This is a genomic window from Cohnella faecalis (assembly GCF_003570905.1).
Classification (GTDB): Bacteria; Bacillota; Bacilli; order Paenibacillales; family Paenibacillaceae; genus Cohnella; species Cohnella faecalis.
Genome location: NZ_QXJM01000048.1, coordinates 106617 through 132312 on the forward strand (window position 1 = coordinate 106617; position 25696 = coordinate 132312).

20 protein-coding genes and 2 pseudogenes are annotated in these 25696 nt (G+C 56.0%); 7 read left to right on the top strand and 15 right to left on the bottom strand.

Annotated features, from left to right (window positions below; genetic code table 11):
• Window positions 1-363: 363 nt before the first annotated feature.
• The 7 genes and pseudogenes from D3H35_RS26790 to D3H35_RS26820 all read right to left on the bottom strand — a co-directional run bounded on the left by D3H35_RS26790 (window position 364) and on the right by D3H35_RS26820 (window position 9520).
• Window positions 364-1098, bottom strand: a complete 735-nt coding sequence (locus D3H35_RS26790) for a LutC/YkgG family protein (RefSeq protein WP_119152189.1) — start codon at window positions 1096-1098, stop codon at window positions 364-366.
• Window positions 1088-2611 carry a LutB/LldF family L-lactate oxidation iron-sulfur protein gene (locus D3H35_RS26795; protein WP_119152190.1) on the bottom strand — a complete coding sequence of 508 codons (1524 nt, stop codon included), beginning with the start codon at window positions 2609-2611 and terminating at the stop codon, window positions 1088-1090. The genes D3H35_RS26790 and D3H35_RS26795 overlap by 11 nt, the downstream gene beginning before the upstream one ends.
• Entirely contained in the window at window positions 2608-3336 is a 729-nt protein-coding gene (locus D3H35_RS26800; protein WP_119147767.1) for a (Fe-S)-binding protein, read from the bottom strand. Before D3H35_RS26800 ends, D3H35_RS26795 begins: the two co-directional genes overlap by 4 nt.
• Before the next feature lie 436 nt (window positions 3337-3772).
• On the bottom strand, window positions 3773-4537 hold the full coding sequence (locus tag D3H35_RS26805) for a DeoR/GlpR family DNA-binding transcription regulator (protein ID WP_119147768.1): 765 nt from the start codon (window positions 4535-4537) through the stop codon (window positions 3773-3775).
• Window positions 4538-4571: 34 nt separating this feature from the next.
• Window positions 4572-6110: pseudogene (locus D3H35_RS26810) on the bottom strand (rhamnulokinase).
• Between the two features lie 27 nt (window positions 6111-6137).
• Window positions 6138-7403 carry an L-rhamnose isomerase gene (gene rhaA, locus D3H35_RS26815; RefSeq protein ID WP_119152191.1) on the bottom strand — a complete coding sequence of 422 codons (1266 nt, stop codon included), beginning with the start codon at window positions 7401-7403 and terminating at the stop codon, window positions 6138-6140.
• Between the two features lie 47 nt (window positions 7404-7450).
• Window positions 7451-9520 carry a bifunctional aldolase/short-chain dehydrogenase gene (locus D3H35_RS26820; RefSeq protein ID WP_119152192.1) on the bottom strand — a complete coding sequence of 690 codons (2070 nt, stop codon included), beginning with the start codon at window positions 9518-9520 and terminating at the stop codon, window positions 7451-7453.
• A 190-nt stretch (window positions 9521-9710) separates the two neighbouring features.
• Here D3H35_RS26820 and D3H35_RS26825 point away from each other — a divergent pair, with 190 nt between their 5' ends.
• The 3 genes from D3H35_RS26825 to D3H35_RS26835 all read left to right on the top strand — a co-directional run bounded on the left by D3H35_RS26825 (window position 9711) and on the right by D3H35_RS26835 (window position 11336).
• A complete protein-coding gene (locus D3H35_RS26825) occupies window positions 9711-10703 on the top strand; it encodes a lipoate--protein ligase (RefSeq protein WP_119152193.1) in 993 nt (330 codons plus the stop codon).
• A 280-nt stretch (window positions 10704-10983) separates the two neighbouring features.
• Complete coding sequence (locus D3H35_RS26830; RefSeq protein ID WP_119152194.1) at window positions 10984-11079, top strand: LacI family DNA-binding transcriptional regulator; 96 nt, start codon at window positions 10984-10986, stop codon at window positions 11077-11079.
• 2 nt (window positions 11080-11081) lie between these two features.
• Entirely contained in the window at window positions 11082-11336 is a 255-nt protein-coding gene (locus D3H35_RS26835; RefSeq protein WP_119152195.1) for a YkgJ family cysteine cluster protein, read from the top strand.
• A gap of 6 nt (window positions 11337-11342) precedes the next feature.
• Here the strand turns inward: D3H35_RS26835 and D3H35_RS26840 are convergent, their stop codons facing one another.
• The gene (locus tag D3H35_RS26840; RefSeq protein ID WP_119152196.1) at window positions 11343-12269 is read right to left on the bottom strand and encodes an AEC family transporter; all 927 of its coding nucleotides are present in this window, start codon (window positions 12267-12269) and stop codon (window positions 11343-11345) included.
• A gap of 73 nt (window positions 12270-12342) precedes the next feature.
• Between D3H35_RS26840 and D3H35_RS26845 the strand changes: the two genes are divergently transcribed.
• Together D3H35_RS26845 and D3H35_RS26850 are read left to right on the top strand one after the other, a co-directional pair.
• Entirely contained in the window at window positions 12343-13044 is a 702-nt protein-coding gene (locus tag D3H35_RS26845) for a GDSL-type esterase/lipase family protein (protein WP_233568182.1), read from the top strand.
• A gap of 16 nt (window positions 13045-13060) precedes the next feature.
• Window positions 13061-14068, top strand: coding sequence for an alpha/beta hydrolase (locus D3H35_RS26850; protein ID WP_119152197.1), 1008 nt, complete (start codon window positions 13061-13063; stop codon window positions 14066-14068).
• Window positions 14069-14658: 590 nt separating this feature from the next.
• Here the strand turns inward: D3H35_RS26850 and D3H35_RS26855 are convergent.
• From D3H35_RS26855 to D3H35_RS26880, 6 genes and pseudogenes are all read right to left on the bottom strand, one after another.
• Window positions 14659-16565: pseudogene (locus D3H35_RS26855) on the bottom strand (ABC transporter ATP-binding protein).
• A complete protein-coding gene (locus tag D3H35_RS26860) occupies window positions 16562-18295 on the bottom strand; it encodes an ABC transporter ATP-binding protein (protein WP_119152198.1) in 1734 nt (577 codons plus the stop codon). Before D3H35_RS26860 ends, D3H35_RS26855 begins: the two are co-directional and overlap by 4 nt.
• Before the next feature lie 232 nt (window positions 18296-18527).
• On the bottom strand, window positions 18528-19307 hold the full coding sequence (locus D3H35_RS26865; RefSeq protein WP_119152199.1) for an ATP-binding cassette domain-containing protein: 780 nt from the start codon (window positions 19305-19307) through the stop codon (window positions 18528-18530).
• 8 nt (window positions 19308-19315) lie between these two features.
• Window positions 19316-20095, bottom strand: a complete 780-nt coding sequence (ssuC, locus tag D3H35_RS26870) for an aliphatic sulfonate ABC transporter permease SsuC (RefSeq protein WP_119152200.1) — start codon at window positions 20093-20095, stop codon at window positions 19316-19318.
• Window positions 20067-21257, bottom strand: a complete 1191-nt coding sequence (gene ssuD, locus D3H35_RS26875) for an FMNH2-dependent alkanesulfonate monooxygenase (protein ID WP_119152201.1) — start codon at window positions 21255-21257, stop codon at window positions 20067-20069. Before ssuD ends, ssuC begins: the two co-directional genes overlap by 29 nt.
• Before the next feature lie 46 nt (window positions 21258-21303).
• Window positions 21304-22323 (bottom strand): sulfonate ABC transporter substrate-binding protein, encoded by a 1020-nt coding sequence (locus D3H35_RS26880; protein ID WP_119152202.1) that lies wholly within the window; start codon window positions 22321-22323, stop codon window positions 21304-21306.
• 301 nt (window positions 22324-22624) lie between these two features.
• Here D3H35_RS26880 and D3H35_RS26885 point away from each other — a divergent pair, with 301 nt between their 5' ends.
• Entirely contained in the window at window positions 22625-23830 is a 1206-nt protein-coding gene (locus D3H35_RS26885; RefSeq protein ID WP_158594293.1) for a helix-turn-helix domain-containing protein, read from the top strand.
• 65 nt (window positions 23831-23895) lie between these two features.
• On the opposite strand, the gene D3H35_RS26890 is transcribed toward D3H35_RS26885, so the two are convergent.
• The gene (locus tag D3H35_RS26890) at window positions 23896-24489 is read right to left on the bottom strand and encodes a thymidine kinase (RefSeq protein ID WP_119152204.1); all 594 of its coding nucleotides are present in this window, start codon (window positions 24487-24489) and stop codon (window positions 23896-23898) included.
• A gap of 319 nt (window positions 24490-24808) precedes the next feature.
• On the opposite strand from D3H35_RS26890, the gene D3H35_RS26895 reads away from it, so the two are divergent.
• Entirely contained in the window at window positions 24809-25693 is an 885-nt protein-coding gene (locus D3H35_RS26895) for a DMT family transporter (protein WP_119152205.1), read from the top strand.
• Window positions 25694-25696: the final 3 nt, after the last annotated feature.

A 25696-nucleotide genomic window follows, 5' to 3' on the forward strand; every position in this document is an offset into this window, starting at 1 on the left:
TCACACACGCATGCAAGCCGAACGCGTTCCTACGCATTGGTACCACTCACCGCCAACAATCCGGATACTTTGGCGCAACAGCCGCACACACGCACGCAAACCGAATGCCCCTACTCAACCACCGCAAACATTTCGAATGCTTCGAAGCAGCGGCCCCGCACACAGCCGAATAGCACGATAAAATCGTCCTATCCCGGTTTGAGCTGCCTATGCGGAATCCATAAGACGATTATTTCACCTTATATTTGCCGAACGCTCGGCAAAACCGGTATACGGCACGCTATAGCGCGAAAAAATCGTCCTATTCCACCCGCCACCGCCCCTATCCAACCCAATAGAACGAAAAAATCGCTCTATCGTCGCTCACCCTACAATCAGACAGTAGACAACGCCGGGGCCGTGAACGCCGATCGTCAAATCGTTCTCGATATCGGCCGAGCGGCTCGGACCGGAGATGAAGTGAATGCCCGCCGGCAAGCTTTCCCGCCCCATGGCATCGAAGTCGGGCAATATTTCCCCGAGCCTCGTCTTCAGACGCTCGACGGGAATGATCGCGAAAAGCACCGTCGGCAGCAGGCTGACCGAGCGGCCTTTATTTTTCGCGGAAAGCACGGTGATCGAGCCCGTATAGGCGGCTGCATAATCGGCAATTACGACACCGAAATCGGCTTCCGCCGCGCGCGCTTTCCAATGCTCCTCGGCGTCGGTATTCCATACCGACAGGCTGCTGCCCTGCGGAAGCTCGGCTTCCAGACCGAGCGCGGCCAGCTCCGGCTGATCCTGGCGGACGACGTACTTCGCGCCGAGCTCCTTCGCTTTTTCCGCTATAAAGCCGGTTACCGCCTTCATATCCGGGAGTTTGGCCACATGGCCGCCCGCCGCCCGGAAGTTTGCCGAGAAACGCTCGATTTTCTCGTCCGTAGACCAGTCGAATTGCTTCCAAAATTCCGGAGCGCCCCGAAAAGGATGAGCGGGAGCAGTTGCGACGCGAGGCCGCTTCAGCTTGGCCGATATTCCGTCGATGAACGTTTTTTGCTTCGTCTTGGAGCGCTCCTCCATCTGAGCCAGCCAATCGCGGTGCTCTTGATCAATGGCCATGGCCGTGACCTCCTTTGCCTTCGCGGGCGGCTTTCGCGATTGCTTCCATTCGTTCGCGAACCGAAGGATCGATTTCCTTCAAGCCTCCGCGAATTTCTTGCTCAAGCGTGCCCCAGCGGTCGCGGAAAGACTCCTTCGGCAGCGTCGGCGCTACGCGATAGCTGTTCCAGCCTTTAAGCGGGCCGACCTTCAAACGGATAGCTCCGTCGCGGGCTACCAGCTTTTGACCGAGCTTGCCTAGCCGCAGCGCGGCGCGGAACCGGCCCGATTTGCCCATGACGGTCGCGAACCCTTTCATTCCGATCGATTCGAGCTTGTTGCCCCTTCCGGCTTCCACCTTGCGGCGGCGCAAATAAATGAGCATCTCGTGGAGCGGGATTTTCACCGGGCACGCTTCATAGCAGGCTCCGCACAAGCTCGATGCGTTCGCGATGTCGTCCCATTCCGCGACGTTCTTCTTAAGGGCAGGCGTAAGAACCGCGCCGATCGGCCCGCTGTAAGTTCCGCCGTAGGCGTGTCCGCCGATGTGGCGGTAGACGGGACAAGCATTTAGGCAAGCGCCGCAGCGAATGCAATTCAGAAGCTCCTGAAACTCGGGATCTCCGAGCTGCAGAGACCGTCCGTTATCGACGATGATGATGTGCATTTCTTCCGGACCGTCGGCGTCTTCTTGTCGGCGAGGGCCGGTTATGCCCGACATGTAGACGGTCAGCTTTTGACCGGTCGCGGAACGGGGCAGCAGCGTAGCCATCACTTCGAGATCCGTCCAGGACGGAATGATGCGCTCCATGCCCATCAGCGTAATTTGCGTTTTGGGCACCGTCGTCACCATGCGCGCGTTGCCTTCATTCTCGAACAGCACCATCGAGCCGGTCTCCGCGATCGCGAAATTGCAGCCGGTCATGCCGATATCCGCTTCAAGGAACTTCTCGCGAAGCTTCTTGCGCACGAAGCCGGCCAAAATTTGCGTATCCGGAGCAAGCGTCTCGCCCGCTTCCTTGGACAGCAGGTCGGCGATCTGGTAACGGTTCTTATGAATGGCCGGAATGATAATGTGCGACGGCGTCTCGCCCGCCAGCTGTATAATGTACTCTCCGAGGTCAGTCTCGATCGCTTCCACGCCGATCTCCTCAAGCGCATGATTGAGATGCAGCTCCTCGGTAACCATCGATTTTGATTTTACGACCGTTTTGCCCTCTTTGCGCTTCGCTATTTCGAGTGCGATGGCGACAGCTTCCGCAGACGTATCGGCAAAATGAACGTGAACGCCGTTCGCCCGCGCGTTATCGGCAAAAAGATTCAAATAATAGTCGAGGTGGGCAATCGTATGAAGCCGAATTTGACGTCCGCGCTCCCGCCATTCGTCCCAGTTGCCGTGCTCCTCGCTGGCGTTCTTTTTCCCGTTGCGCAATCTTTCCGTCGTGAATTTGACCGCCTTGCGCAAAAATTCGTCGTTCAGCGCCAGCTCCGACCGTTCCTTGACCGTTCCCGGCACGGTTCCCGTTCCGCTCATGCTCGCGACACCCCTTCCTCCAGCAGCTCGGCGAGATGCATGACCCGCACCGGCGCGTTGCGGTAACGCAAATTGCCCGCGATGTTCATTAGGCACGCCATATCGAGACCGACGAGCACCTCCGCCTCCGTCTCCAGCACATGATCGCCTTTTTCCGTTACCATCGCCCCGGAAATATCGGCCATCTTGACTGCGAACGTGCCGCCGAATCCGCAGCAATCCTCGGCAAAAGGCAGCGGAACGAGCTCAAGGCCGCGCACGCTTCCCATCAATTGCATCGGTTCGTCCTTCACTCCCAGCAGTCGGCTGCCGTGGCAGGACGGGTGGTACGTTACTTTATGCGGAAAAACGGCGCCAACGTCGGTTAAGCCGAGAACTTGCACGAGAAATTGAGTAAACTCGAACGATTTGCGTTGAAGCGCTTCCGCTTTGGGCAGCCACACCGGATCGTTCTCGAACAGCTTCGGATAGTGGTGAATCATCCCCGTGCACGATCCCGACGGCGAAATGACAAAATCGCTGTCCTCAAACGCTTCCAAAATCGTGCGGGCAGTCGCGCGAGCTTCTTCCCAATACCCGCTGTTGAAAGCGGGCTGGCCGCAGCAGGTCTGTACGGTCGGGAATTCCAGACGAATACCGTGCCGGGCTAACAGCCGCACCATCGACTCTCCCACTCTAGGGTAAATCGCGTCGCTTAAGCAAGTAATAAACAGCGAAACTTTCATCGGTTCGCTCTCCTTCTCATGGCTTCGACAATCTCGGACGGCGACTCAATTGATGTAACAAGTTTTCTCACACAGCTAATTATCAGGTTGTCAGACAAATTTGGCAAGAAAAATTCCACTTCCGTGTCCATCTCCCGCGTCCCGCTGGGAAAGTATTATTACTGCAAAAGGTACAGCTAATCGAACTGCGGAGTTTCGCCATATAGATCCAACTGCAGAAAGTACAGTTAGTTTTAGTCAATTCCGGGCTTGACGCCAAAATCGACCCAAATAACTGTACCTTTTGCAGGTAACATCTAAAATTGCCGACTTTTCAAGAAAATAAATGTATGTTTTACAGTTGACCCTTGGGCTCGGCGCATTGAGACGCCCCGTTGGGCGATGGGCTCGACTTGAGAGCCGGGCTCGGCGCGCTCAATTACGGAACGATGCTCGCTCAGACGACCGTAACGGGCAAGCCCCGTTCCGTCAGTCGAGCCAGCGCCGCGTCCGGGAGCCGCTTATCGGTGATGATCGCGTCGATATCGCCGATCTCGGCGACGTGCGTGAACGCCTGAACGCCGAATTTGCTCGAATCGGCGAGGAGCACGACTTCGTCGGCCATGCCGATCATCCGATGCTTGATCCGCGCCTGCAGCTCGTTCGACTCGCTGACGCCCCGATCCAGATGGACGCCCTTGCAGGAGAAGAACAGCTTGTCGACGTGGTATGCATCCAGCGACCTCTCCGCGAGCGGGCCGACGAAAGAGAGCGAGCGCTGGGCGAGAATGCCTCCTGTCGAGATGACCTCGATTTTTTCCTTGGAGGCAAGCTCCGTCGCCACCTTGATCGAGTTCGTCAGCACCGTCAGCGGAATGTCGGGAACGATGCGAGCCATGTACCAGGCGGTCGTACTCGCATCGAGCAAAATCCGATCCTTCGGCCGGATCCGCTTGACCGCTTCCTCGGCGATCCGCTGCTTCTCTTCGGCGTAAGCGATTTCCCGCTGCGCGTAAGGGATTTCGGACTGAAGCTGCTGGTCCTTCACGCTGACCGCTCCGCCGTGGGACCTGCGAAGCCGTCCGTCCGCTTCGAGCCGGTCCAAATCCCGGCGGATCGTCTCCTCCGTCACGTCGCACAGCTCGCTTAGCTCCGACACCCGGATGCTGCCCCGTTCGTTCACGAGCCGAACTATTTTCTCGTACCGTTCCGCAACCAGCATAGCCGTCCTCTTTTCCGATCGTCCGATTTATTGGTTAAAAAGCCGCTTCGAGCCTAGTCGCCCGCAAAAAACGTCCGTAAGCGTCTTCCCACATTTCCGAAGCTTCGGGCTCATAGACCGTCACCGGGAACGAATCGCGAATCGTTCGGCGCGCTTCCCAAATGTCGGAAAACTCCCTTGTGCGATCCATTGCACGATCAGATTGCCGATCGCGCTTCCTTCGTCCGGCCCTGCCCATACGGGCTTCCGATCGCGTTCGCCGTCCACCGGCAAAGCAGCGTATTGTGAATGCCGCCGCCTACCATGTGCAGTCCGTCGAAACGCTGTCCCGACAACGTCTCGGTCAAGCCGAGCGCATAACGGTATTTTAACGCAAGACTTTCCAAAATGCACCGCACGATCGCACCCGGACCGTCCGGCGCCCGCTGTCCGGTTCTGTCGCAATACTGCCGGATTCGCGAAGGCATGTCGCCCGGAGGCAGGAACAGGTCGTCGTCGGGATCGATGAACGCCGCGAACGGAGCCGCTTCTCCCGCCATCTTCACAAGCTCGGGGAACGAGTACAACAGTCCCGCGCGCTCCCATTCCCGCCGGCATTCGTTCAAAATCCACAGTCCCATGATGTTCTTGAGCAGTCGGTAAGTGCCGTACGCGCCGCCTTCGTTCGTGAAGTTGAACCGCTGCGTCCGTTCGTCGATGACGGGACTATCGACTTCCGTTCCGATCAAAGACCACGTGCCGCAGCTGAGATACGCGAACGATCGGTTAAGCGCGGGAACCGCGGCTACCGCGGATCCCGTATCGTGCTCGGCGACAGCCAATACCGGGATAGCGTCAACTCCCAGCTCCTCCATGACGGAGGCGCTCAGCGTTCCGACCACCGAGCCTGGCTGTGCGACATGGCCGAACCATGAAGGCTTCGCCCCAATACGGCGAATAAGCTCTGCATCCCAGCCTCCCGCGGCCCGGTTGCCCTTGTCCCAACCGCCCGCTGCCCCATTGTCCTTATGCCGACCGCCCGATATCGGGTTGTACAGCTGCGTCGTCGTCGCGTTCGTGAACTCGTTGTGCTTCTCGCCCGTCAAGAAATACCGCAGCAGGTCGGGGATCATCAAAAAATGCTCGGCCTGCTCAAGAATGGGGTTGCCTGCCTTGGCCATCGCATACAGCTGGAAAATCGAATTAAACTGCAAAAACTGAATGCCTGTTCGCCCGAACACTTCGGATGCCGGAATTTCCGCGAACAGCTTATTCATCACGCCGTCGGTGTGAGCGTCCCGGTAATGATACGGATTGCCCAGAAGCTCGCCGCCCCGGCCCAAAAAACCGAAATCGACGGCCCAGCTATCGATCGCCAGGCTGCGAAGCTTCTCGCCCTTATGCTTCGCTTTGAGCAGCCCTTGCTTAAGCTCGTGCAGCAGCCTTAGGATGTCCCAGTGCAGACGGCCCGCCGCCCGCACGGGATCGTTGGAAAACCGGTGCAGCTCTTCCGTCGCGATCCGGTTGTCCGTCAATCGCCGAGCATCGCCCTGCCGCTGCTTGCGCCCAAATCGTAAGCGAGAATAGTCGTCATCGGCTGGCCTCCCTCCGTCTTTGCGGCTTATGCGCCGCTGCGCTTCAGCAGCACGTCTTGCTCGTATTTTTTAACCTCGGCCAGCCATTCCTCGCGAACCGGAACGCCCAGCTTCTCGCAATAATAATCCCAAACCGCTCCGAAAGGATAAGACTTGAACTCCTCGGAAAGCGCAAGCCGAGTCGTGTAGTCGCCCTCCAGCTCGGCTTTCTTGAGCGTCTCGACCGGCTCAAGCATCGCGCGCAGCAGCGCTTTGATCGTGTTGCGGGTGCCGATAACCCACGCCGCGACGCGGTTAATGCTGGCATCGAAAAAATCGAGGCCGATATGCGTCGTGCCCAGCAGATCGTGACGGATCAATTCGCGGCCGATGTCGAGAAGCTCGTCGTCGAGAATAACGACGTGATCGCTGTCCCAGCGCATCGGGCGGCTGACGTGGAGCAGAATGCCGTCCGTGAACAGCGCAAGCGCCGACAGCTTATTGGAAATAACCTCGGTCGGATGGAAATGACCCGCATCGAGACAGATCAGCTTGTTATTCGAAATGCCGTAGCCCATGTAGAACTCGTGAGAGCCGACGACGTAAGCTTCGGAGCCGAGGCCGAACACCTTGCTCTCGACCGCGTCGAGATGATGCGCCGGATTGAGCTCTTCGACAAAAATCTCGTCCAAAGAGTCCTTCAGCCGTTGGCGAGGCGCCATGCGGTCGACTGGAATGTCCTTATAGCCGTCCGGCACCCAGACGTTCGTAACGCACGTTTGGCCGAGCTGCTCGCCGAAATAAGCGCCGATTTTGCGCGAGGCTTTGCAATGGTCGATCCAGAACCGACGGATTTCAGGGTTCGGGTGACTGAGCGTAAAGCCTTCGCTCGCTTTATCGTGAGAGAAGCAGGTCGGGTTGAAATCGAGACCGAGCCCTTGGCTTTTCGCCCAATCGACCCACGTCTGAAAATGTCTCGGAGCAAGCTGGTCCCACTCCACCTTCTCGTCCGTATCGGCATATATGGCGTGCAGGTTCACCTTGTGCTTGCCCGGGATCAAAGAGAACGCTTTCTCCAAATCCGCTCGCAATTCCGCAGGCGTGCGGGCCGCGCCGGGATAGTTGCCCGTAACCGCGATTCCTCCGGAAAGCTCCTGGTCGCGGTTCAAAAAACCGCGAACATCGTCTCCTTGCCAGCAGTGCATCGATATTTTGATCGTTGCCAGCTTCTCGAGCGCCTTGTCGACGTCGATTCCGTGCCGGGCGTATTGTTGTTTGGCCGCTTCATAGTTGCGTTCGATATTGGGTTGCACGCGAGTCCCTCCTTTATGGAAAAAAATAGCTTAACTCTCCCTCTATATTAGCGCGTGAACGCGGCAGGTACGCCGCCGTCGACCGTCAGCATGCAGCCCGTCGTTTTGTCCGCTTTGGATGATGCGAAGAACGCGATTCCTTCGGCGATGTCGCGCGGGAAAATGTTCACGAGCAGCGTCGTCCGCTTGCGGTAATATTCCTCCAATTGATCCGGCTCGATGCCGTAAGCGGCCGCCCTCTCGTTGCGCCAGTTCGAGTTCCAGATCGCGGACCCTTGAAGGATCGCGTCCGGAAGCACCGTGTTGACGCGGATGCCGAATTCGCCGCCCTCCGCCGCGATGCAGCGCGCCAGATGCGCTTCAAGCGCCTTTGCCGCGCTATACGCGGATGCGTTCTTGCCGGCATATACCGAGTTTTTGGAGCCGATGAACACCATGTTGCCGCCGATCGCTTGCTGTTTCATCAGCTTGAACGCCTCGCGGGCGACGAGGAAGTAGCCGGTGCCGAGCACGCTCATATTCAAATTCCATTCCTTGAGCGACGTTTCGTCGAACGGGCTGGAGGTCGCAAGCCCGGCATTGTTGACGATGATGTCGACGCCGCCGTATGCGAGCGCGGTCTCCGCGTATGCCGCCTGCACCATGTCTTCGTTCGTTACGTCCATTTTAACGGCGATTGCGCGGTTTTCGCCATATTTGGCGTTCACTTCGTCCGCTACTTTTTGCGCTCCTTCAAGGTTCAGGTCGGCCAGCACGACGTGTGCGCCTTCCGAGACGAGACGGCGGGCCGTTTCGCTGCCAATGCCGCCGGCGCCGCCCGTAATGAACGCGATTTTGCGGGAAAATTCCGCTTCGGCCGGAGCAAGGGACAGCTTGTAAAGCTCAAGTGGCCAGTATTCGACATTGTACGATTCGTTCTCACTGAGGGAGACGAATTGCCCGAGCGCCGTGGAGCCGCGCATAACCGCAATCGCACGGTGGTAGAGCGCTCCGCTCACTTGCGAGTTCGACCAGCTTTTGCCGGTATTGATCATGCCTACGCCCGGAATGAGAATTACGCGTGGCGCGGCTTCGAACATGACGTCGCCTTCGTTTTTGTTGCGCTCGAAGTAGGCTTTGTATTGCTCTTTGTAGGAAGCGATGCCTTCCTTCAGCTTCGCTTTGAGCCCTTCGACATCGTCAGTGCTCGGCGTCCAATCGATGTAGAGAGGAACGACCTTCGTGTGAACGAGGTGATCCGGGCAAGCAGCGCCCACTTGGGACAGCACGGACGCATCTTGACCGCCGACAAATGCGAGAACGTCTTCTTGATCGTCGAACGACAGAATCATTTTCTTCGCGTCGCTGACGGCTCCGCGAATGGCGGGCATCACTTGAGCCGCGACGCTGCGGCGGGCTTCCTGCGGAAGCGCCGCGTGCTTCACGCCCCCGAACAGCTTATCCGGCTGTACGCGAGCTTCGATGTAGGCTTCGGCTTCGCTGATGATTTTGACCGTTTGGGCGTAAGCGGCTTCGGACGTTTCGCCCCACGTCACAAGACCGTGCTTCTCCATAAGGACGAGCTCGGCTTTCGGGTTGGCGAGCACGCCTTCCGCGATCATTTTGGACAATTTGAAGCCCGGACGAATATAAGGAACCCATACGAAACGGTCGCCGAAAATTTCTTTCGCCACCGCTTTGCCGTTGTCGGCGCAGCACAGGCTAATGATGGAATCGGGATGCGTATGGTCGACGTGCTTGAATGGGAGAAAAGCGTGCAGCAGCGTCTCGATGGAAGCGCGCGGGTGCTTGGCGTCGATCATGCAATTAGCCAGGTAGGCGACCATGTCTTCGTCGGACATGTCGTCTTTTTCGAATAACGGACGAATATCGTCCATGCGCAGACCGGTAAAATTGCCGGCTTTCATCGTCGCGAGGTCGGAGCCGCTGCCTTTGACGTACATGACTTCGACTTCGCGGCCGCGAAAATCGGTGACGGTCGTTTTGCTCGACGTATTGCCGCCGCCCCAGTTGCAGACGCGGCGATCGGTGCCGATCAGGTTGGAACGGTAAACGAGCTGTTCGAGACCGCTCAGCTGCTGCGATGCTTTCTCGGATTCCCACAAGCTTTGTACCATGGTATGACCTCCGAATGATTGTGTTTTCTTTTGTTTGTACCCAGTATATCATCTTTGTTTATGTTTGAATATATTTAAATTCGGGCACAAATAAAGATTTCATCGTCGCCGCATTGCTGCCTTGTGATCCTTCAACCAATATGTTTAACTGTTTTCATACCGAAAATGAAAGACCGAAGGAGGACTTTCCTTGCTTTTCGTCGATAACGGCAATTGCCACGATCCTTCCTTGAACCTGGCGCTTGAGGAATACATATTGCGCAATCTGCCCGCCGAGGAAGACTATCTGCTGTTCTACATTAATGAGCCTTCGATCATTATCGGCAAAAACCAAAATACCGCCGAAGAAGTCAACGCGGGCTACGTAAGCGGCCAAGGAATTCATGTCGTCCGCAGACTTTCCGGAGGAGGCGCCGTCTACCACGATTTGGGCAATCTCAATTTCAGCTTCCTTACACGTGACGACGGAAAATCGTTTCACAACTTCCGCAAGTTCACCGAGCCGGTCGTCGAAGCTCTGCGCAAGCTTGGCGTGAATGCTGAACTGAGCGGCCGCAACGATCTTCAGGTCGGCGAGCGGAAAATATCGGGCAACGCACAGTTCGCCTCCAGAGGCAGAATGTTCAGTCACGGCACTCTATTGTTCAATTCCGAGGTCGATGCCATCGTGTCTGCGCTTAACGTGAATCCCGCCAAATTCGCCTCGAAAGCGACCAAATCGGTGCGCAGCCGCGTTGCCAACATCGCCGAATTTCTGTCCGAGCCTCTAACGATGGAGCAGTTCCGCCGATCGCTCCTCGAATCTATATTCGGAGGCGCATCGGATATCCCGGAATACAAGCTGACCGATTCCGATTGGGAAGCCGTACGCAAGCTGGCCGACGAGCGTTACCGGAGCTGGGAGTGGAATTACGGACGGTCTCCCGCGTTCAACGTGCGGCAGGTGAAAAGAATCGAAGGAGCAGGCACCTACGATGTTCGGCTTAACATCGTTGACGGAGTCGTCGCCGAAGCGGCGGTATACGGCGACTTCTTCGGTACCGGAGAAGTGTCCGACGTAACCTCCAAGCTGGTCGGGGTACGCTATGAACCGTCAGCGGTAGCCGACGCCCTGTCCGGCGTCGATCTCCAACCGTATTTTGGACCGGTGGATCGCGAGGAATGGCTGGCTCTTCTTTTTTGATCTATGAAATTCGCGTTTCCGTCGGCGTACGACCGCAGCCTGTTTTGTCCAGACGTGCCACTATCCCCTTCGCTCAGATTAGCCCGATAAGGTGCTTTTTCTGATCAAAGGGGATAGTGGCACGTTTTTCTGATCCCGTACACGCTCGCCGTAAATGCCGAAAACCGGACAGGACGGCGCAACGGTTATCGATAACATTTTAGCAGCTACGATAGCGCTTGTTGGCCATTCCTTTCTTCGGTAAGATGAAGGCAGGAATAGACATGAAGGAGCTTTATTAATGGTTACAATCTATGACACTGCGGCGAAAGCAAGCGTCTCTGCGATGACCGTATCGAGAGTTATCATTTACACCGGAAGCTGGGAAGCGCTATGAAGATGGAATGCCGAATCGGCTGCGCCGCCTGCTGCATCGCCCCTTCCATTTCGTCGCCGATTCCCGGCATGCCGAATGGCAAGCCCGCGGGAGTCCGCTGCGTTCAGCTCGCGGAAGACAACAAGTGCAAGCTGTTCGGCAAACCCGAACGCCCCGCCGTATGCGGCGATCTCCATGCGGAAATTTTCATGTGCGGAAGCTCCAACGAGGAAGCTTACGCGATCTTGGAGAAGCTGGAACGGGACACCCGTCCCTAGTGCCAATCAGAGGTGCAGTAGATAGATAACCGTCGTAACGCTGACGATGCTGACGACAGTGGAGACGAACACCGTCTGCGAGGCGAACTCCGATTCGTTATCGAACTCGACGGCCAGCAACACGCTGCTGAGAGAAGTAGGCACCGCCGAAGAGACGATCAGAGCGGCGGCCATCATCCCATGGATGCCGAGCGCCCAGACAACAAGCGCAGCCAACGCCGGACCGATAACGAGGCGCAGGAAGACCGAAATGCCGACATCGGCAGCCATCGAACGGCTTACCCGCCATTTCATCCCTCCGAGCTGCACTCCAAGCGTCAGCAGCGCCGTCCCGATGAAAGCGTCGGCCAAATAGCCGATAGGCGTCTCGATCGGCCCCGGAACGCTCACCTCGAAATACCGCAATGCCAACGCCACGGGAATGACGTAAATAACGGGCATCGACAGGATGACTTTGCGGATGTCCTTCCATTTTGCCTTGTGGGCATTCACGTTGTACACGCCGTACGTGTTCGGGATGAGCGACTGCGTCATCATGACGAGAATTTGAACCGACAGCGTATAAGGATTTCCGGCAAAAGCGAGCTGGTTGAGAGGAATGCCGTAATTCGCGCTATTGTAGAACAGCACGCTGTTGCGCATTGCGCTCCGCATGCCTCCGTCATACTGGCGAATTCGGACAACCGCTTCCAAAACCGCATATTGAGCGGCCAAAAAGCAAAGAACGAACAGCATAACTTGTCCGAACAGCTTCAGCGGTATGTCGGTCCGATAGAGCAGGTTGAACATGATGGCCGGAGAAAACACGTAGAAATTCAGCTTGGACAACGTTTTGATATCCATCTTAAACGCTTTTTCCATCGCCATGCCGACGGCAATCATAACCGTAAGCGGGAGTACGTTGTTCATTAATATATGCAGGAGAATATTCATAGTCCCATCATACTCGACTTTGGAAAAGACGACTAATAGAATAGACTTATTACCGAACAAAGGATGCGTGATCATGACCGAAAGAATCGCAATGATCAAACCTGGAAAATTCGGTTCCGCCGCTGCGGCCGACGGACGACGCGACGAATTCGACTACGGCAACGAAGTGATTCTGACGCATGGGGTTTCCGTCGATTTCGTCTTTATCGGGGACTCCATTACGCATATGTGGGAGCTGAACGCCTATTTCGCGCGCGGCGGCAAATTCGTTGTGAATCGCGGTATCGGCGGAGATATAACGAGCCATGCGCTGCGGCGATTCGACGCCGATGTCGTGCAATTGAAGCCGAAGCACGTCGTCATCAAAATCGGAATTAACAACTTTTGGGAGCTTGAAGCTTGGATAGCGGCGGATCGCAAGCCAGCGGACGCGATCGCCGACGGGGCTGCGGCGGACATCGGCGCCATGATTCGCAAGGCAAAAGACGCGGGCATAACGCCCGTCGTATGCTCCGTCCTGCCAACGAATATGCCGTTCACCGGCCACGATGCCGAACGCAACCGCGGCGTCAACCGCTTGAACGCGGTTCTTCGGAAAATTGCGGGCGTCGAGGGCGCGATCTATGTCGATTACCATTCCCGCATGCTAAGCGAGGACGGCACGAAGCTGCGCGACGGTCTCGCCGACGACGGCATTCACCCCCACGTCGCAGGCTACGATATTATGGCCGACGCATTGCGCGAGGAGCTCTCCAAGCACGGAATCTCGTTCTAAGCCGAAGGAGTCTCCGATGAACCTTTTTCGAAATCAAGCGCGGTGTACCCGTCTCTTCTTCATCGCTATTTTATGCGCAGCGGCTACCGGGTGCAGTCTCGCCTCAGCGAACGGCACAAGCTCGTCGCCGGCAACGTCTCTCCCGTCTTCTTCTCTGTCGTCTCCAACTGCTTCCGCTTCGATCCCTGCTTCAATTGAGCCGGAAGCGCCCAAGCCGACCGTTCCATCGCAAGTTATCAAGACCGAATTTTACAGCAAGCATCTGGAAAAAAACATGCGCATCCAAATCTATCTGCCGCCAGGTTACGACGAGAGCGCCGATTACCCGGTTCTCTACATGCTCCATGGCTACAACGGAACCGAGAAAGCATGGCTGTCGGAGATGGGACTGAATAAAGCCGCCGACCGTTTGATCGCCGACGGACTCATCGAACCGCTCATTATCGTATCGCCGGAGATGGATAACAGCTACGGTCTGAACTCCGAGACAAAATACCGGATAGCGACGCCGGAAGACCCGGTGCATTCCCGCTATTACGGCCCCTACGAGGATTACTTGGTCGAAGACGTTATCGCATATGCGGACGAGACATACCGTACGATCGCTTCGAAGGAAGGACGGTCCATAGGAGGCTTCTCCATGGGCGGATTCATTGCGCTTCACGTCGCTTTCCGCCATCCGGAGCTATTCTCCAAAGCGGGCGGTCATAGCCCTGCGCTTTGGACGGACGATTGGTCGCGCGTGCCGCGCATGAAATCGTGGCTATACCCGACGAAAGCCGAACGGAAAAAACGGGATCCGATCGAGCTGGCGTTGACGCAGGATTTGAACGGCTTGGAAGTCTACTTGGATTGCGGCGAACAGGACGACTTCAAGCTGTATGACGGGACGAAAAAGCTTTACGACAATCTGCAAAGCCGGGGAGTCCGATCCGAGTACCATCTGAACCCCGGCAAGCATGACCGGACGTATTGGCGGAGTCAGCTCGACGAATATTTGCTTTTTTACGGTACTAAAGCATAGCAACGGGAACGCACTCATCGACTCCCTCGTCGGCTCTTTTAACAAAATAGATGTAAAAGGCGCAGCTAAGTGGGGGCGAGTCCCTTTCATTCAAAATCATTGCTGTATATCATACAGCTAATGGGAGTCAGAAGGGCAAATGGAGAGAAAATCGCGCGATATACATGCGCATTATGCAGTTAATCTTTCATTCGACCCTATATTGAATCGATTTAAATGTATGAAATGCAGCTAGTTTTTGTTGAACAGCTTTTTCTCAAGCTCTTCTGGTGTTGCTCTGTTTTATCGGGGCATTGCTCTCTTTTACCGGGGCATTGCTTTGATTTACCGGGGTGTTGCTCTGTCTTCCTAGCGCATTATTCCGTTTAATCCTGGCTGCGCACCGTTTAATCCCGGCTTGGCTCCCATTTCTCCGGTCGACGCTCTTGGCAAATTTGGCGCGCGACCGATTTCTGAGGGAACGGGATAATGGGACAGCGCAGCAAAATAAACAGCCCGTCTCCCCTGCCGTTGCCGGCGTAATGGAGGCGGGCTGTTTGAATTTCATACTACTTGTAATCGACACTCAGCTACTAGGGCAGTCCTTCCGACTAAACTGCGCTTTTTTCCATGTCGTCCGAAAATTGGCTGTTGTACAAGTCGGCGTAAAAACCGCCCTTGGAGAGCAATTCCTCGTGCGTCCCTTGTTCGATGACGCTGCCCTTGTTCATGACCAGAATAAGGTCTGCATCGCGGATCGTGGACAGGCGGTGCGCGATAACGAAGCTTGTGCGCCCCTCCATAAGCACGTTCATCGCTTTCTGGATTTGAACCTCCGTCCGCGTATCTACGCTGCTCGTCGCTTCGTCGAGAATTAGAATCGCCGGATCGGCCAATATAGCTCGCGCTATCGTCAGAAGCTGCTTCTGCCCTTGCGACAGGTTGGACGCTTCTTCGTTCAGCACGGTGTCGTACCCTTCCGGCAGCGTCCGGATGAAGTGATCGGCGTGGGCCGCCTTCGCGGCTTCGACGATTTCGGCTTCCGTCGCCCCGGCTCGGCCGTAAGCGATATTGTCCATGATCGTGCCGTTAAACAGCCATGTATCCTGAAGCACCATGCCGAACAAGCTGCGAAGCGAGCCCCGCTTCATCTGAGCGATGTCCACTCCGTCCACGGTAATGCTGCCCCGTTCACCTCGTAGAAGCGCATCAGCAAATTCACGAGCGTCGTCTTGCCCGCACCGGTAGGTCCGACGATCGCGACCGTCTGTCCCGGCTTCACGTCGATGTTCATCCCCTCGATCAGCGGAGTGTCCGCATTGTAGCCGAAATGAACGTCGCGCAGAGCGACGTGGCCTTTCGGCTCGCGAACATCGCGGCTGTCGGCAGCTTCCGGCACTTCCTCCGGCTCGTCGAGCACCTCGAACACCCGCTCCGCGGAGGCGATAGTCGACTGAATGATGTTGGCGATATTGGCCGTCTGCGTAAGCGGCATCGTGAACTGGCGAGCATACTGGATGAACGCCTGAATGTCCCCGATCTTGATGGCGTTCCGCGTGACGAGAATGCCGCCGACGACGCTGATGGCAACGTACCCGATATTGCCGATCAGGTTCATGAGCGGCATGATGATGCCCGACACAAACTGCGCCTTCCAGCCCGACTCGTATAGACGGTCGTTCACCTCGTCGAACTTCGCGACGGCTTCGTCTTCTCGGCCGAACGCCTTCACAATTTTATGTCCCGTATACATTTCTTCGACGTGACCGTTCAGCTCGCCCAGTTCTTTTTGCTGCCCCTTGAAATACACCTGAGACTTTTTCGCGATTCCGCTAATCGTAAGAAAGCTAAGCGGCAGCGTCAAAATGAGAATGACGGTCAGCAGCGGGCTGATCGTGAGCATCATGACGATAACGCCAATAATCGTAATCACGGAAGTAATAAGCTGCGTCAAGCTTTGCTGAAGCGTGTTGCTGATGTTATCGACGTCGTTGACGACCCGGCTCAAAATTTCGCCGTGCGTGCGGGAGTCGTAGTATTTGAGCGGCAGGCGATTGAGCTTGTCGTTCACTTCGTTGCGCAAGCCGTATACCGTTCTCTGGGCGACTCCCGCCATTAAATATTGCTGGATGAAAGCGAACAAGGAGCTGACGATGTATAAGCCGCCAAGCAGCATGGCGATCCGCCAGATCGCTGCAAAATCGATTCCGCCTCCCATGAACCCTTCGAACAACTCTGTCGTGGCATGGCCCAATAATTTCGGGCTGTAAATGCTGAATGCCGTACTGACGATAGCAGTGACGAATACGGCGGTCAAATTCCAACGAAACGGCTTCAAATACCCCATCAGCCTTCGGAAAGAGCCTTTGAAGTTTTTAGCTTTTTGCCCGGGCATCATCATGCCGGGGCCAGGACCCATTCCCATCGGGTTCCGGCCTGGGCCGCCTCCGAATCCGGGACCTCCGCCGCCCTGCGCGCCCGAACGCGGAGCGCCTTGGCGCTGATCATGCCCGCTCATGCGATCTCCTCCTCCGAAAGCTGGGATTCCACGATTTCGCGATAGACGGCACATTGCTCCAACAGCTCGCGATGTTTGCCGATGCCGGCGATGCGGCCTTCCTCAAGTACGATGATCCGGTCGGCGTCCATCACGGTACTAACTCGCTGCGCAACGATGAGTACGGTCGAGCCGGATACGGCCGTCTCCTTCTTGAGCGCCGCGCGCAGCTTCGCGTCGGTCTTGAAATCCAGCGCGGAGAAGCTATCGTCGAACAAGTAGATATCTGGCTGCCGAACGAGCGCCCGCGCAATGGATAGCCGCTGCTTCTGGCCTCCGGACACGTTCGTTCCGCCCTGCGCAATGACGGAATTAAGGCCGTCCTGCATACCGGAAATGAATTCCGTCGCCTGCGCGATTTCGGCGGCGCGATTCACTTCGTCGTCGGACGCTTCCTCCTTGCCGTAACGGATGTTATCGGCGATCGAGCCTGTGAACAGCACCGCTTTTTGCGGCACGAGACCGATGCTTGAACGAAGCTGCTGCTGCGGAAGCTCCTTCACATCGGTGCCGCCAACCCGAATGCGGCCGCCTTGAATGTCGTAAAACCGCGGGATCAAATGAAGCAAAGTCGATTTTCCAGCACCTGTCCCTCCGATAATGGCGGTTATTTCCCCCGGCTTGGCCGCGAACGTGATACCGCTGACCGCCGGTTTTTCCGCTCCCGGATAGCTGAAAGTCACATCTTCGAATTCGACTAGTCCGCGTTCGCCCATTTTACGGCTTGGATTCGGAGCGTCGTGGATTACCGGCACCGTATCCAGCACTTCATTGATACGAACGGCGGAGGCGGCGGCTCGCGGCACCATAACGAACATCATCGATACCATCATAAGAGAAAACATAATTTGCATCGCATATTGGAGGAACGCCATCAAATCGCCGACTTCCATGCTTCCGGTCGAGATGCGCAAGCCCCCGAACCAAATGATGGACAATGACGAGAAGTTCATAATTAGCATCATCATCGGCATCATATACGCCATGATCCGGTTGACTTTGACGGCTGTCTCGGTCAAATCGCGGTTCGCTTCGTCGAATCTCCTCTTCTCGTCGTCGATCCGGTTGAACGAACGTATGACGCGGATGCCGGTAAGCGCCTCTCGCAGAACCAGATTCAGCTTATCCAGCTTTTTTTGCATTACCTTGAAATAAGGGATGCCGCGGCTGGCAATCAGAAAAATAGTTAATGCGAGAATCGGAATGACGGCGACGAGCACGAGCGACAGCGTCGCATCCTTGGATACGGCCATAATAATGCCGCCAATGCACATCATCGGCGCCATGACCATTAGACGCATCATCATCATGAGCACTTGTTGAACTTGGGTAATATCGTTCGTCGTCCGCGTGATGAGCGAAGCGGTTCCGATCTTATCGAACTCCTGCAGCGAAAATTTTTCGACATGGGAAAACACTCTGCTTCGGACGATCTTGCCGAATACCGAAGCTAACTTGGCAGACAAATAGCTGGCCATGACAGCAACGAAAGTTCCAACGACCGTCACAAGGAGCATGAATCCGCCGATTTTCCAAATATAGGGGATGTCCTTTTTGATGATGCCGTCGTTAACGATGTCGGCCATCAGCGTCGGCAAATACAGCTCTGCCAACGATTGCAGCAGTACGAGAACAAGCACGGCTGTTACTTGAAGACGATAAGGCTTCAAATAACGAAACAAGCGAAACATGGAATCAACTCGCTTTCTTTACGCATTCGAATTCAAGCATTGTAAGTCAGAATTATGAACCGAATATGAACGAATCGTGTTCGCGCGGCGGCCCCCAAATCTGGTTAAGTCTATTATATCCGGGCTTGGCTGCATAAAAAATAGCGGCTGTCCCCTAAAGTCGTCTCGACCTTAGGGGACAGCCGCTAAATAAACGGCAAATCCGTATTTTTTTATTCTCTAGCCTGCCATTCTAGATGGAGTAGCTAAGCTCCTTCTTCGAACGAAGCTCATGCTCGTCGCGCTCCAGAATCCGATCCAAAATCAGCTTCTCGAAATAAGCGAAGTCGGCGTCGCGTTCCCTCGGCCGATCCAGCGTGATAGCGATATCCAGCTTGATCTGGCCCCGCTCGATCAGAATGACCCGATCCGCCAGCGCGACCGCCTCGCTGACATCGTGAGTGACGAGAATAGTCGTGAACTTGCGCTCGTCCCACAGCCGCTCGATCAAATCCTGCATGTCGATCCGCGTCAAAGCGTCCAGCGCTCCGAGCGGCTCGTCGAGCAGCAGCAGACCGGGCTCGCTCACAAGGGCGCGAGCCAGCGCGATCCGCTGCCGTTGCCCACCCGACAAGACGCCGGGCCATTCCCCGGCCTTCTCCTCCAAGCCAACCTGGCGCAGAACGTTCAATACCCGCTCCCGGTCGCTGCCCGCCTTGACGCCGATTTTTACGTTCGCCTCCACCCTTTTCCACGGCAGCAGCCTCGCATCCTGGAACAGCATGCGGGTGTTGTCGCGAATACCGGTTACTTCCGTATCATCGGACCGGATCGAACCTTCCGAAGGAGCGTCCAGACCGGCGATGAGCCGGAGCAGCGTGCTCTTGCCGCAGCCGCTGCGTCCGACGACGGCTACGAACTGACCGGCCGGGATATCGAGATCGACACCTTGCAGAACGCGCTGATTGCCGAAAGTTTTGTTCAACCCTTCGATGCGCAGATGAACGCCTTGTGCCGTTTCGCTCACCTTCATCCCCTCCTTCATCGGTTTGCATAGTTCGGATGCCATTGCAGCAGCAGCCTTTCCAGCCCTTTGGCGGCCAAATCCGACAGCTTGCCGAGCACCGCGTACATAATGATGGCGAGTACGACGACTTCCATCTGCATGAATTCTCTGGCGTTCATCGCCATGTAGCCGATGCCTGAATCGGCCGATATCGTCTCCGACACGATCAAGGTCAACCACATGAAGCCCAGAGCGAAGCGAACGCCGACGAGAATCGACGAGACCGAGCCCGGAAGGATGACATGGCGGTAGAGCGACGGCCCTCTGAGCCCGTATACCTTCGCCATCTCTATCAAGCCTCGATCAACCGATCGGATGCCGTGAAGGGTGTTCAAATAGATGGGAAAAAACACGCCCAGCGCCACAAGAAATATTTTCGCAGGCTCCCCAATGCCGAACCAGATAATGACGATCGGAATAAGCGCCAAATGAGGAATGTTTCGGACCATCTGGAGCGTGCTGTCGAGCACGTTGTTCGCGATGCGGAACACCCCGTTCAGCAATCCGAGAGCAAATCCGATTCCACCGCCAATCGCAAACCCGGTAAACGCGCGCTTCGTGCTGCTCCAGATATATTCAAGCAGCACGCCGCTCCGCGATAACGATATGAAGGCTTCAGCTACCTTCAGCGGCGTCGGAATCAAGCGCGTCGAGATGTAACCGTATTGGCCCAGAAGCTGCCATGCGGCAACGACCAGGATGGGGACGAACCAAGGCGTCCATCCGCTAAGAAGAATTTTTTTGAACCGCGACATGTTGCTGTCCCTCCGCTTGTCGGTCAGCGCCCGCTGCCGGACGCAAATTATAGGCGACTAATTCACCGACCTGGCGATTGTCTTGGGCCGGCGCTCCCGCTAATCGGTTTCTGACGAAGGGCAGCCGGGGAAACAGCAGCTCGGCGGCGCGATACGCTTCTTCCAAATGCGGGTATCCTGACAAAATGAAGGACTCGACCCCGAGCGCCGCGTATTCCTTGATGCGCTCGGCCACGGAATCCGCGTCTCCGACGAGTGCCGTCCCCGCTCCTCCCCTGACGAGACCGATGCCCGCCCATAAGTTCGGAGAGATGACCAGCGCCGAGCGATCTCCTCCGTGCAGCTCCGCCATCCGCCGCTGACCTTCGGAATCGTAACGGGAAAAGATGCTCTGAGCTGCCGCAATCGTCTCGTCGTCCACATGGGAAATTAACCGTTCCGCCGCTTCCCAAGCTTCCTGCTCCGTTTCGCGCACGATGACGTGCAGCCGGATGCCGAACCGGACCGTTCTGCCGCGTTCGGCGGCGCGAGCCCGAACTTCCTCGATCTTGCGGGCGACTTGTCCGGGCGGCTCGCCCCAAGTCAAATAGACGTCGACGTGGTTCGCAGCGATTTCGTGCGCGGCCGCTGACGAGCCTCCGAAGTAAAGCGGAGGATGCGGCCGTTGCAAGGACGGGAACAACAGCTCCGCGCCCTCCGTCTTCAAGTAATTTCCTTCGAAGTCGACTCGCTCGCCGCTCAATACCGCTCGCCATATCGACAAAAACTCGTCGGTCTGGTCATAACGCTCGTCATGCCCAATGAACATCCCGTCTCCCGCCAGCTCTACCGGATCTCCTCCGGTTACGACGTTCACAAGAAGCCGCCCCTCCGAGAGCCGGTCGAACGTAGCCGCCATTCTCGCCGCCAGCGTCGGCGACATTAAGCCGGGCCTGACAGCGACAAGAAATTTCAGGCTGCGGGTAACGGGAATGAGAGCGGACGCGGCGACCCATGCGTCCTCGCACGCTTTGCCGGTAGGCACCAGCACCCCGGTATAGCCGAGCTGGTCGGCCGCCTGGGCGATTTGGCGCATATAGCCGTAATCGACGGCTCTGCCGCCTTCCGACGTTCCCAGATAACGTCCGTCGCCGTGAGTAGGTATGAACCAGAACAATTCCATCGGAGCTTCTCCCCAATCCTTGTGTAAGGTGTTCGGATAACCGTCGTTATTTAAGAACGGCGTCGCTTACTTTAATTTCCTTCTGAATAAGACCGAGCTTGAAGAATGTATCGGCGATTTGCTGCTGACCGGCTATAATGTCGTCGGTAATCTTCGCGATGCCGAATCCGCGGTGCGACAACGCTTGCTCCAGCGAAGGAACGTCAATGCCCAATGCCGGGGAAAGCAAATTCGCCACATCCGACAAGTGATCCTTGGCCCATGCGTCCGATTGCGTCAATTGCTCGAGGAACGCATCCACCGCTTTCGGGTTTGCTTCCGCGAACGAACGCGAGGCCAGATAATACTCATAGTTGTTGACGACGCCTTCGCCGTCAGCCAGAACGCGCGCCTTCGTCGCCAATTGCGCTGCGGAGTAGAACGGCTCCCAGATAACCCACGCGTCGACGCTGCCGCTCTCGAACGCCGGTCTGGCATCGGCCGGAGGCAGGAACGTCACCTGAACGTCCTTGTAATCGACCCCGGCTTTCTCCAGCAGCTTGACCAGCAAGTAGTGAACATTGGAGCCTTTGTTAAGCGCAACCTTCTTCCCTTTCAAATCGGCGATCGTCTTGATCGGAGAGTCGGCTAGCACGAGTATGCTCTCCGCTTTCGGACTTGCCGGGGAATTGGCCAAATACACGAGAGGAGTTCCCGCCGCTTGCGCAAAAATAGGAGGAGCCTCGCCCGTATTGCCCAGATCGATGCTGCCTACGTTGAGAGCCTCCAGCAACTGCGGGCCGCCCGGGAACTGCGTCCATTCCACCTTGTAGCCGATTTTTTCCAAGCTTTCCTCCAAGCCGCCATGCTCCTTCAAAATGTTGATCGAAGCATATTTCTGATAGCCGATGCGCACAACTTTGGATGCCTTGGATGCCTCGCCTGCCGCCGCTTTGGACGGGGAGGACGATTCTCCCTTGTTCTCCTTCGAAGAGCCGCAAGCCGACAGAGCCAACATGACGACCATCGTTAATGCTAACGCCGTAACAACTCCAAATTTGCTTCGAACCGCTTTTCCTCTTTTCATTCTCTCCACTGCCCCTTTGGTTGGAATAATTAATAACTCACAATTCCTATTAATTTACTGAGTATTATCACGATAGAAAGTACCATCTAACGGTGGATGAAGTCAACGCTTTGAGGAAAATCCATGCGCAATGAGGACGAATGAGGAAAATAGCCCGCTGCAGACGCCCTCTTCCCATGTCGCTCTATCTCACTTTTCGGTTGAATTCGGCAGGATGTTTCATTACAATAGAAACATAATTTACAATTCCAATGAGTTTAGTATGATATATACATAAAGAGACGTGGAACGGAGGATGACGATGCCGAACCGGCAGTTCGATTTGCTGACGTTGCAGCAGGCGATGGACATACTTGGCGTCAGCCGAGCGACGATCGACCGATGGCGGAAAGACAAACGGCTTCCCTACGTGAAGATCGGCAAGGAAATATTCGTGGAGGAGAAGAAGCTTCATTCGTGGATGCAGACTTTTTCCCAAGGCAACGCGGAGCCCCTTGCCAAGGAAACGCCCTCCGCCTCGCCCCGTCTCGTCACGATCGGCTATCAGAGCGGAGCCGCGCTTCTATGGAGCCCTCTTATCATTAGAAAGCTCGGATTGTTCGAGGAACAATTGCAGCGACTATGCCCCGACGAAAACATCCGGATCGAGTGGGTGCATGCGCCGAACGGTATCGAGCTTGTCGAGGAGTTGATCGCTGGCCGGGTAAGGATCGCGTCCGTCGGGGATTTTCCTATGATGATGAGCATGGCGCTGAGCCGGGTATTGACCAAGTTCAAGCCCGTCTTGCTCGCATTCGACGGCAAGACTCCCGTAGGAGAAGGCATTTCGCTCGTCGTTCCTTCCAGCCGCTCAAGCCGCAAGCCGTTGTCCGCAGCATCGATCGCGACCGTCGGGCATTCGAGCGCCTCGTTCCGGCTGGACGAATGGACGAACGCTCTCGATCTGAGAACCCCGCCCATTATACATAGGGGGATGAGCGATTGCCTCGACGGAATCGTCGGCGGCAGCCTCGATGCCAGCGTCTTGTGGGAGCCGTACCTCAGTTGGGCGAAAATGGCGGGAGCGGGGGTCACGGTATCCGGGGAAGGAACCGGCAACGATTATTTGACGGGGCTGCTTGCGGACGATCGGTGGGCTCAAGACAACGAAGCGGTCACCGTCGCTTATTTGGCGGCGCATCTGCAAGCTCACCAATTCATTCGGAATTCTCCGGATATGGCGGCCCGGCTCATACACGGAGCGACCGGCTATCCGGTCGAAGTCGTCGCTAAAGCAATTAGCAAAATCCGGTGGGATGCTTCGCTTTACAATCGCGATTTGCAAACGCTCGAATCGTTGGACAAAGAAGATCCGGTCCGGTTCCCCGAAAGCCAGCCGAAACCGGGCGTATCGCGCCACTTGCCCATTCGCAAGCCTTACTTGCACTATGCAGCCGACTCCTTGAAGCTTCCTGCGCTGCCGGATGCGCCGCTTCCCGGCGACTGGTCCGAGCAGCCGATCTATTAATGAGCAAAAAAAGAAGACCGCCCGCGAAGCTCCTCGGAGAAGGAGAAAACGCGGGCGGTCTTCGATTAGGCGCGGGGCTTGAAAGCTTCGTTGTAGCACCGGCGGCATACCGGCTTGTAATCCTCGTTGCCGCCAATAAAAATCTGGTCGCCCTCGTTGACCGGAACGCCGTCGCGATAGCGGATTACCATCGTCGCCTTCCTGTCGCAATGCCAGCAAATCGTCTTGATTTCCTCGATCTTGTCCGCGTAGATGAGCAGATTATAGCTGCCTTCGAACAGTTGATTTTGGAAATCGTTCTTCAGCCCGAAAGCCATAACCGGAACGTCCAGCTCGTCGACGACGCGGGTCAGCTCCAGAACGTGATGCTTTTTCAAAAATTGCGCTTCATCGATGAGGACGCAATAAACCCGCTTTGGAGACGGCGACGGCTGATGCTCCTTCACGCTAGCGTACAAATCCGTATGATCGTCGACGGGAATCGCTTCCCTTGTCATGCCCGTCCGCGAGCCGACCAGATTTTCGCCCGCGCGCGTGTCGATCGCCGGGGAAAAAATGAGCACCCTCTTGCCCTGCTCCTCGTAATTGTGAGCCACCTTAATAATTTCGAACGATTTGCCGCTGTTCATCGTTCCGTATTTGTAATATAACTGTGCCAACTGACGTTCCTCCATGCGCGATAATCAATTCGATTTCCTATTTCGTTCAACCTATCGTATCATCGCGCCGAACCGAAAGCTAGATGGCAGATGACAGCAAGTAAAAGCGCCTTCAGCGTCCTTTGGACGTCGAAGGCGCTTCGCGTAGGTTCAAGTAGGTGTTTTGCAGTAGAACGTCTAGCTAGGCGCGTCGTCCATTCGGCTATACTTTCTGATATTGCGAGCTTCTGTCAATTGCGAGCTTCTTGCCGCCCAACTGTGAACATGTTACAATGCGTTCATTTGCGAATCCAATAAGAAGGACGGAACCATTTACGCCATGAAACCCGCATCGTCGCCCATTGCCCCTTGGATTCCATTGCTAGCCGGCATGATCGCCATCTCGTTCGCGCCGATTCTCGTTCGTTCCTCCGATGCTCCCGTATCGGTTCAAGGCATGTACCGTATGCTGTTCACCCTTGTCCTTATGCTGCCGTTCGGAGCCAAGAGCATCCGCGAAGCACGCGCCGTTTCGCGCAAGGATTGGTTATTGCTTATTGCAGCCGGTTTTTTTCTGGCGCTTCATTTTCTGCTATGGATGGCATCGCTCAATTACACGTCCATAGCGAGCTCGACGATTATTTTGGCGTTGGAGCCCGTCTTCGTCATGATCGGAGCATACTTTGCCTTTCGCGAAAAAACGAACCTTCTCGCCGTAATCGGCATGGGGATCGCCTTGTCCGGCGTCATAGTCGTCAGCTCCGGCGATACAGGTATTTCCCGCGACGCATTGTTCGGTGACTTCCTCTCGTTCGCCGGAATGCTCGCCGTCGTAGCGAATATGCTGATCGCCAAACGGCTGCTCACCCGTATTTCCTCATACCTGTACAGCCTCGTCGTATTCGGCGTAGCTTCCCTCTTCTTCGCGTTGTACAATGTTGCCGAAGGTATTGCGATGGTCGGCTACCCGGCCAAGGAGTGGGGAGTCTTCCTGCTGCTCGCCATCGTCCCGACCGTCTTCGGCCATCTGATTTTCAACTGGCTGCTCCAATATGTCAAAGCGACGACAATTTCAATCGCCGTACTGGCCGAACCTGTCGGCGCGAGCCTTCTCGGAATGATGCTGTTCAGCGAGATGGTGACCCTTTTCCAGTATGTCGGAGGCGCACTAGTCATTGCTGGACTTATCTTCTATTTGCGGTATGAAAGGAGATCCCATGAATAGAGA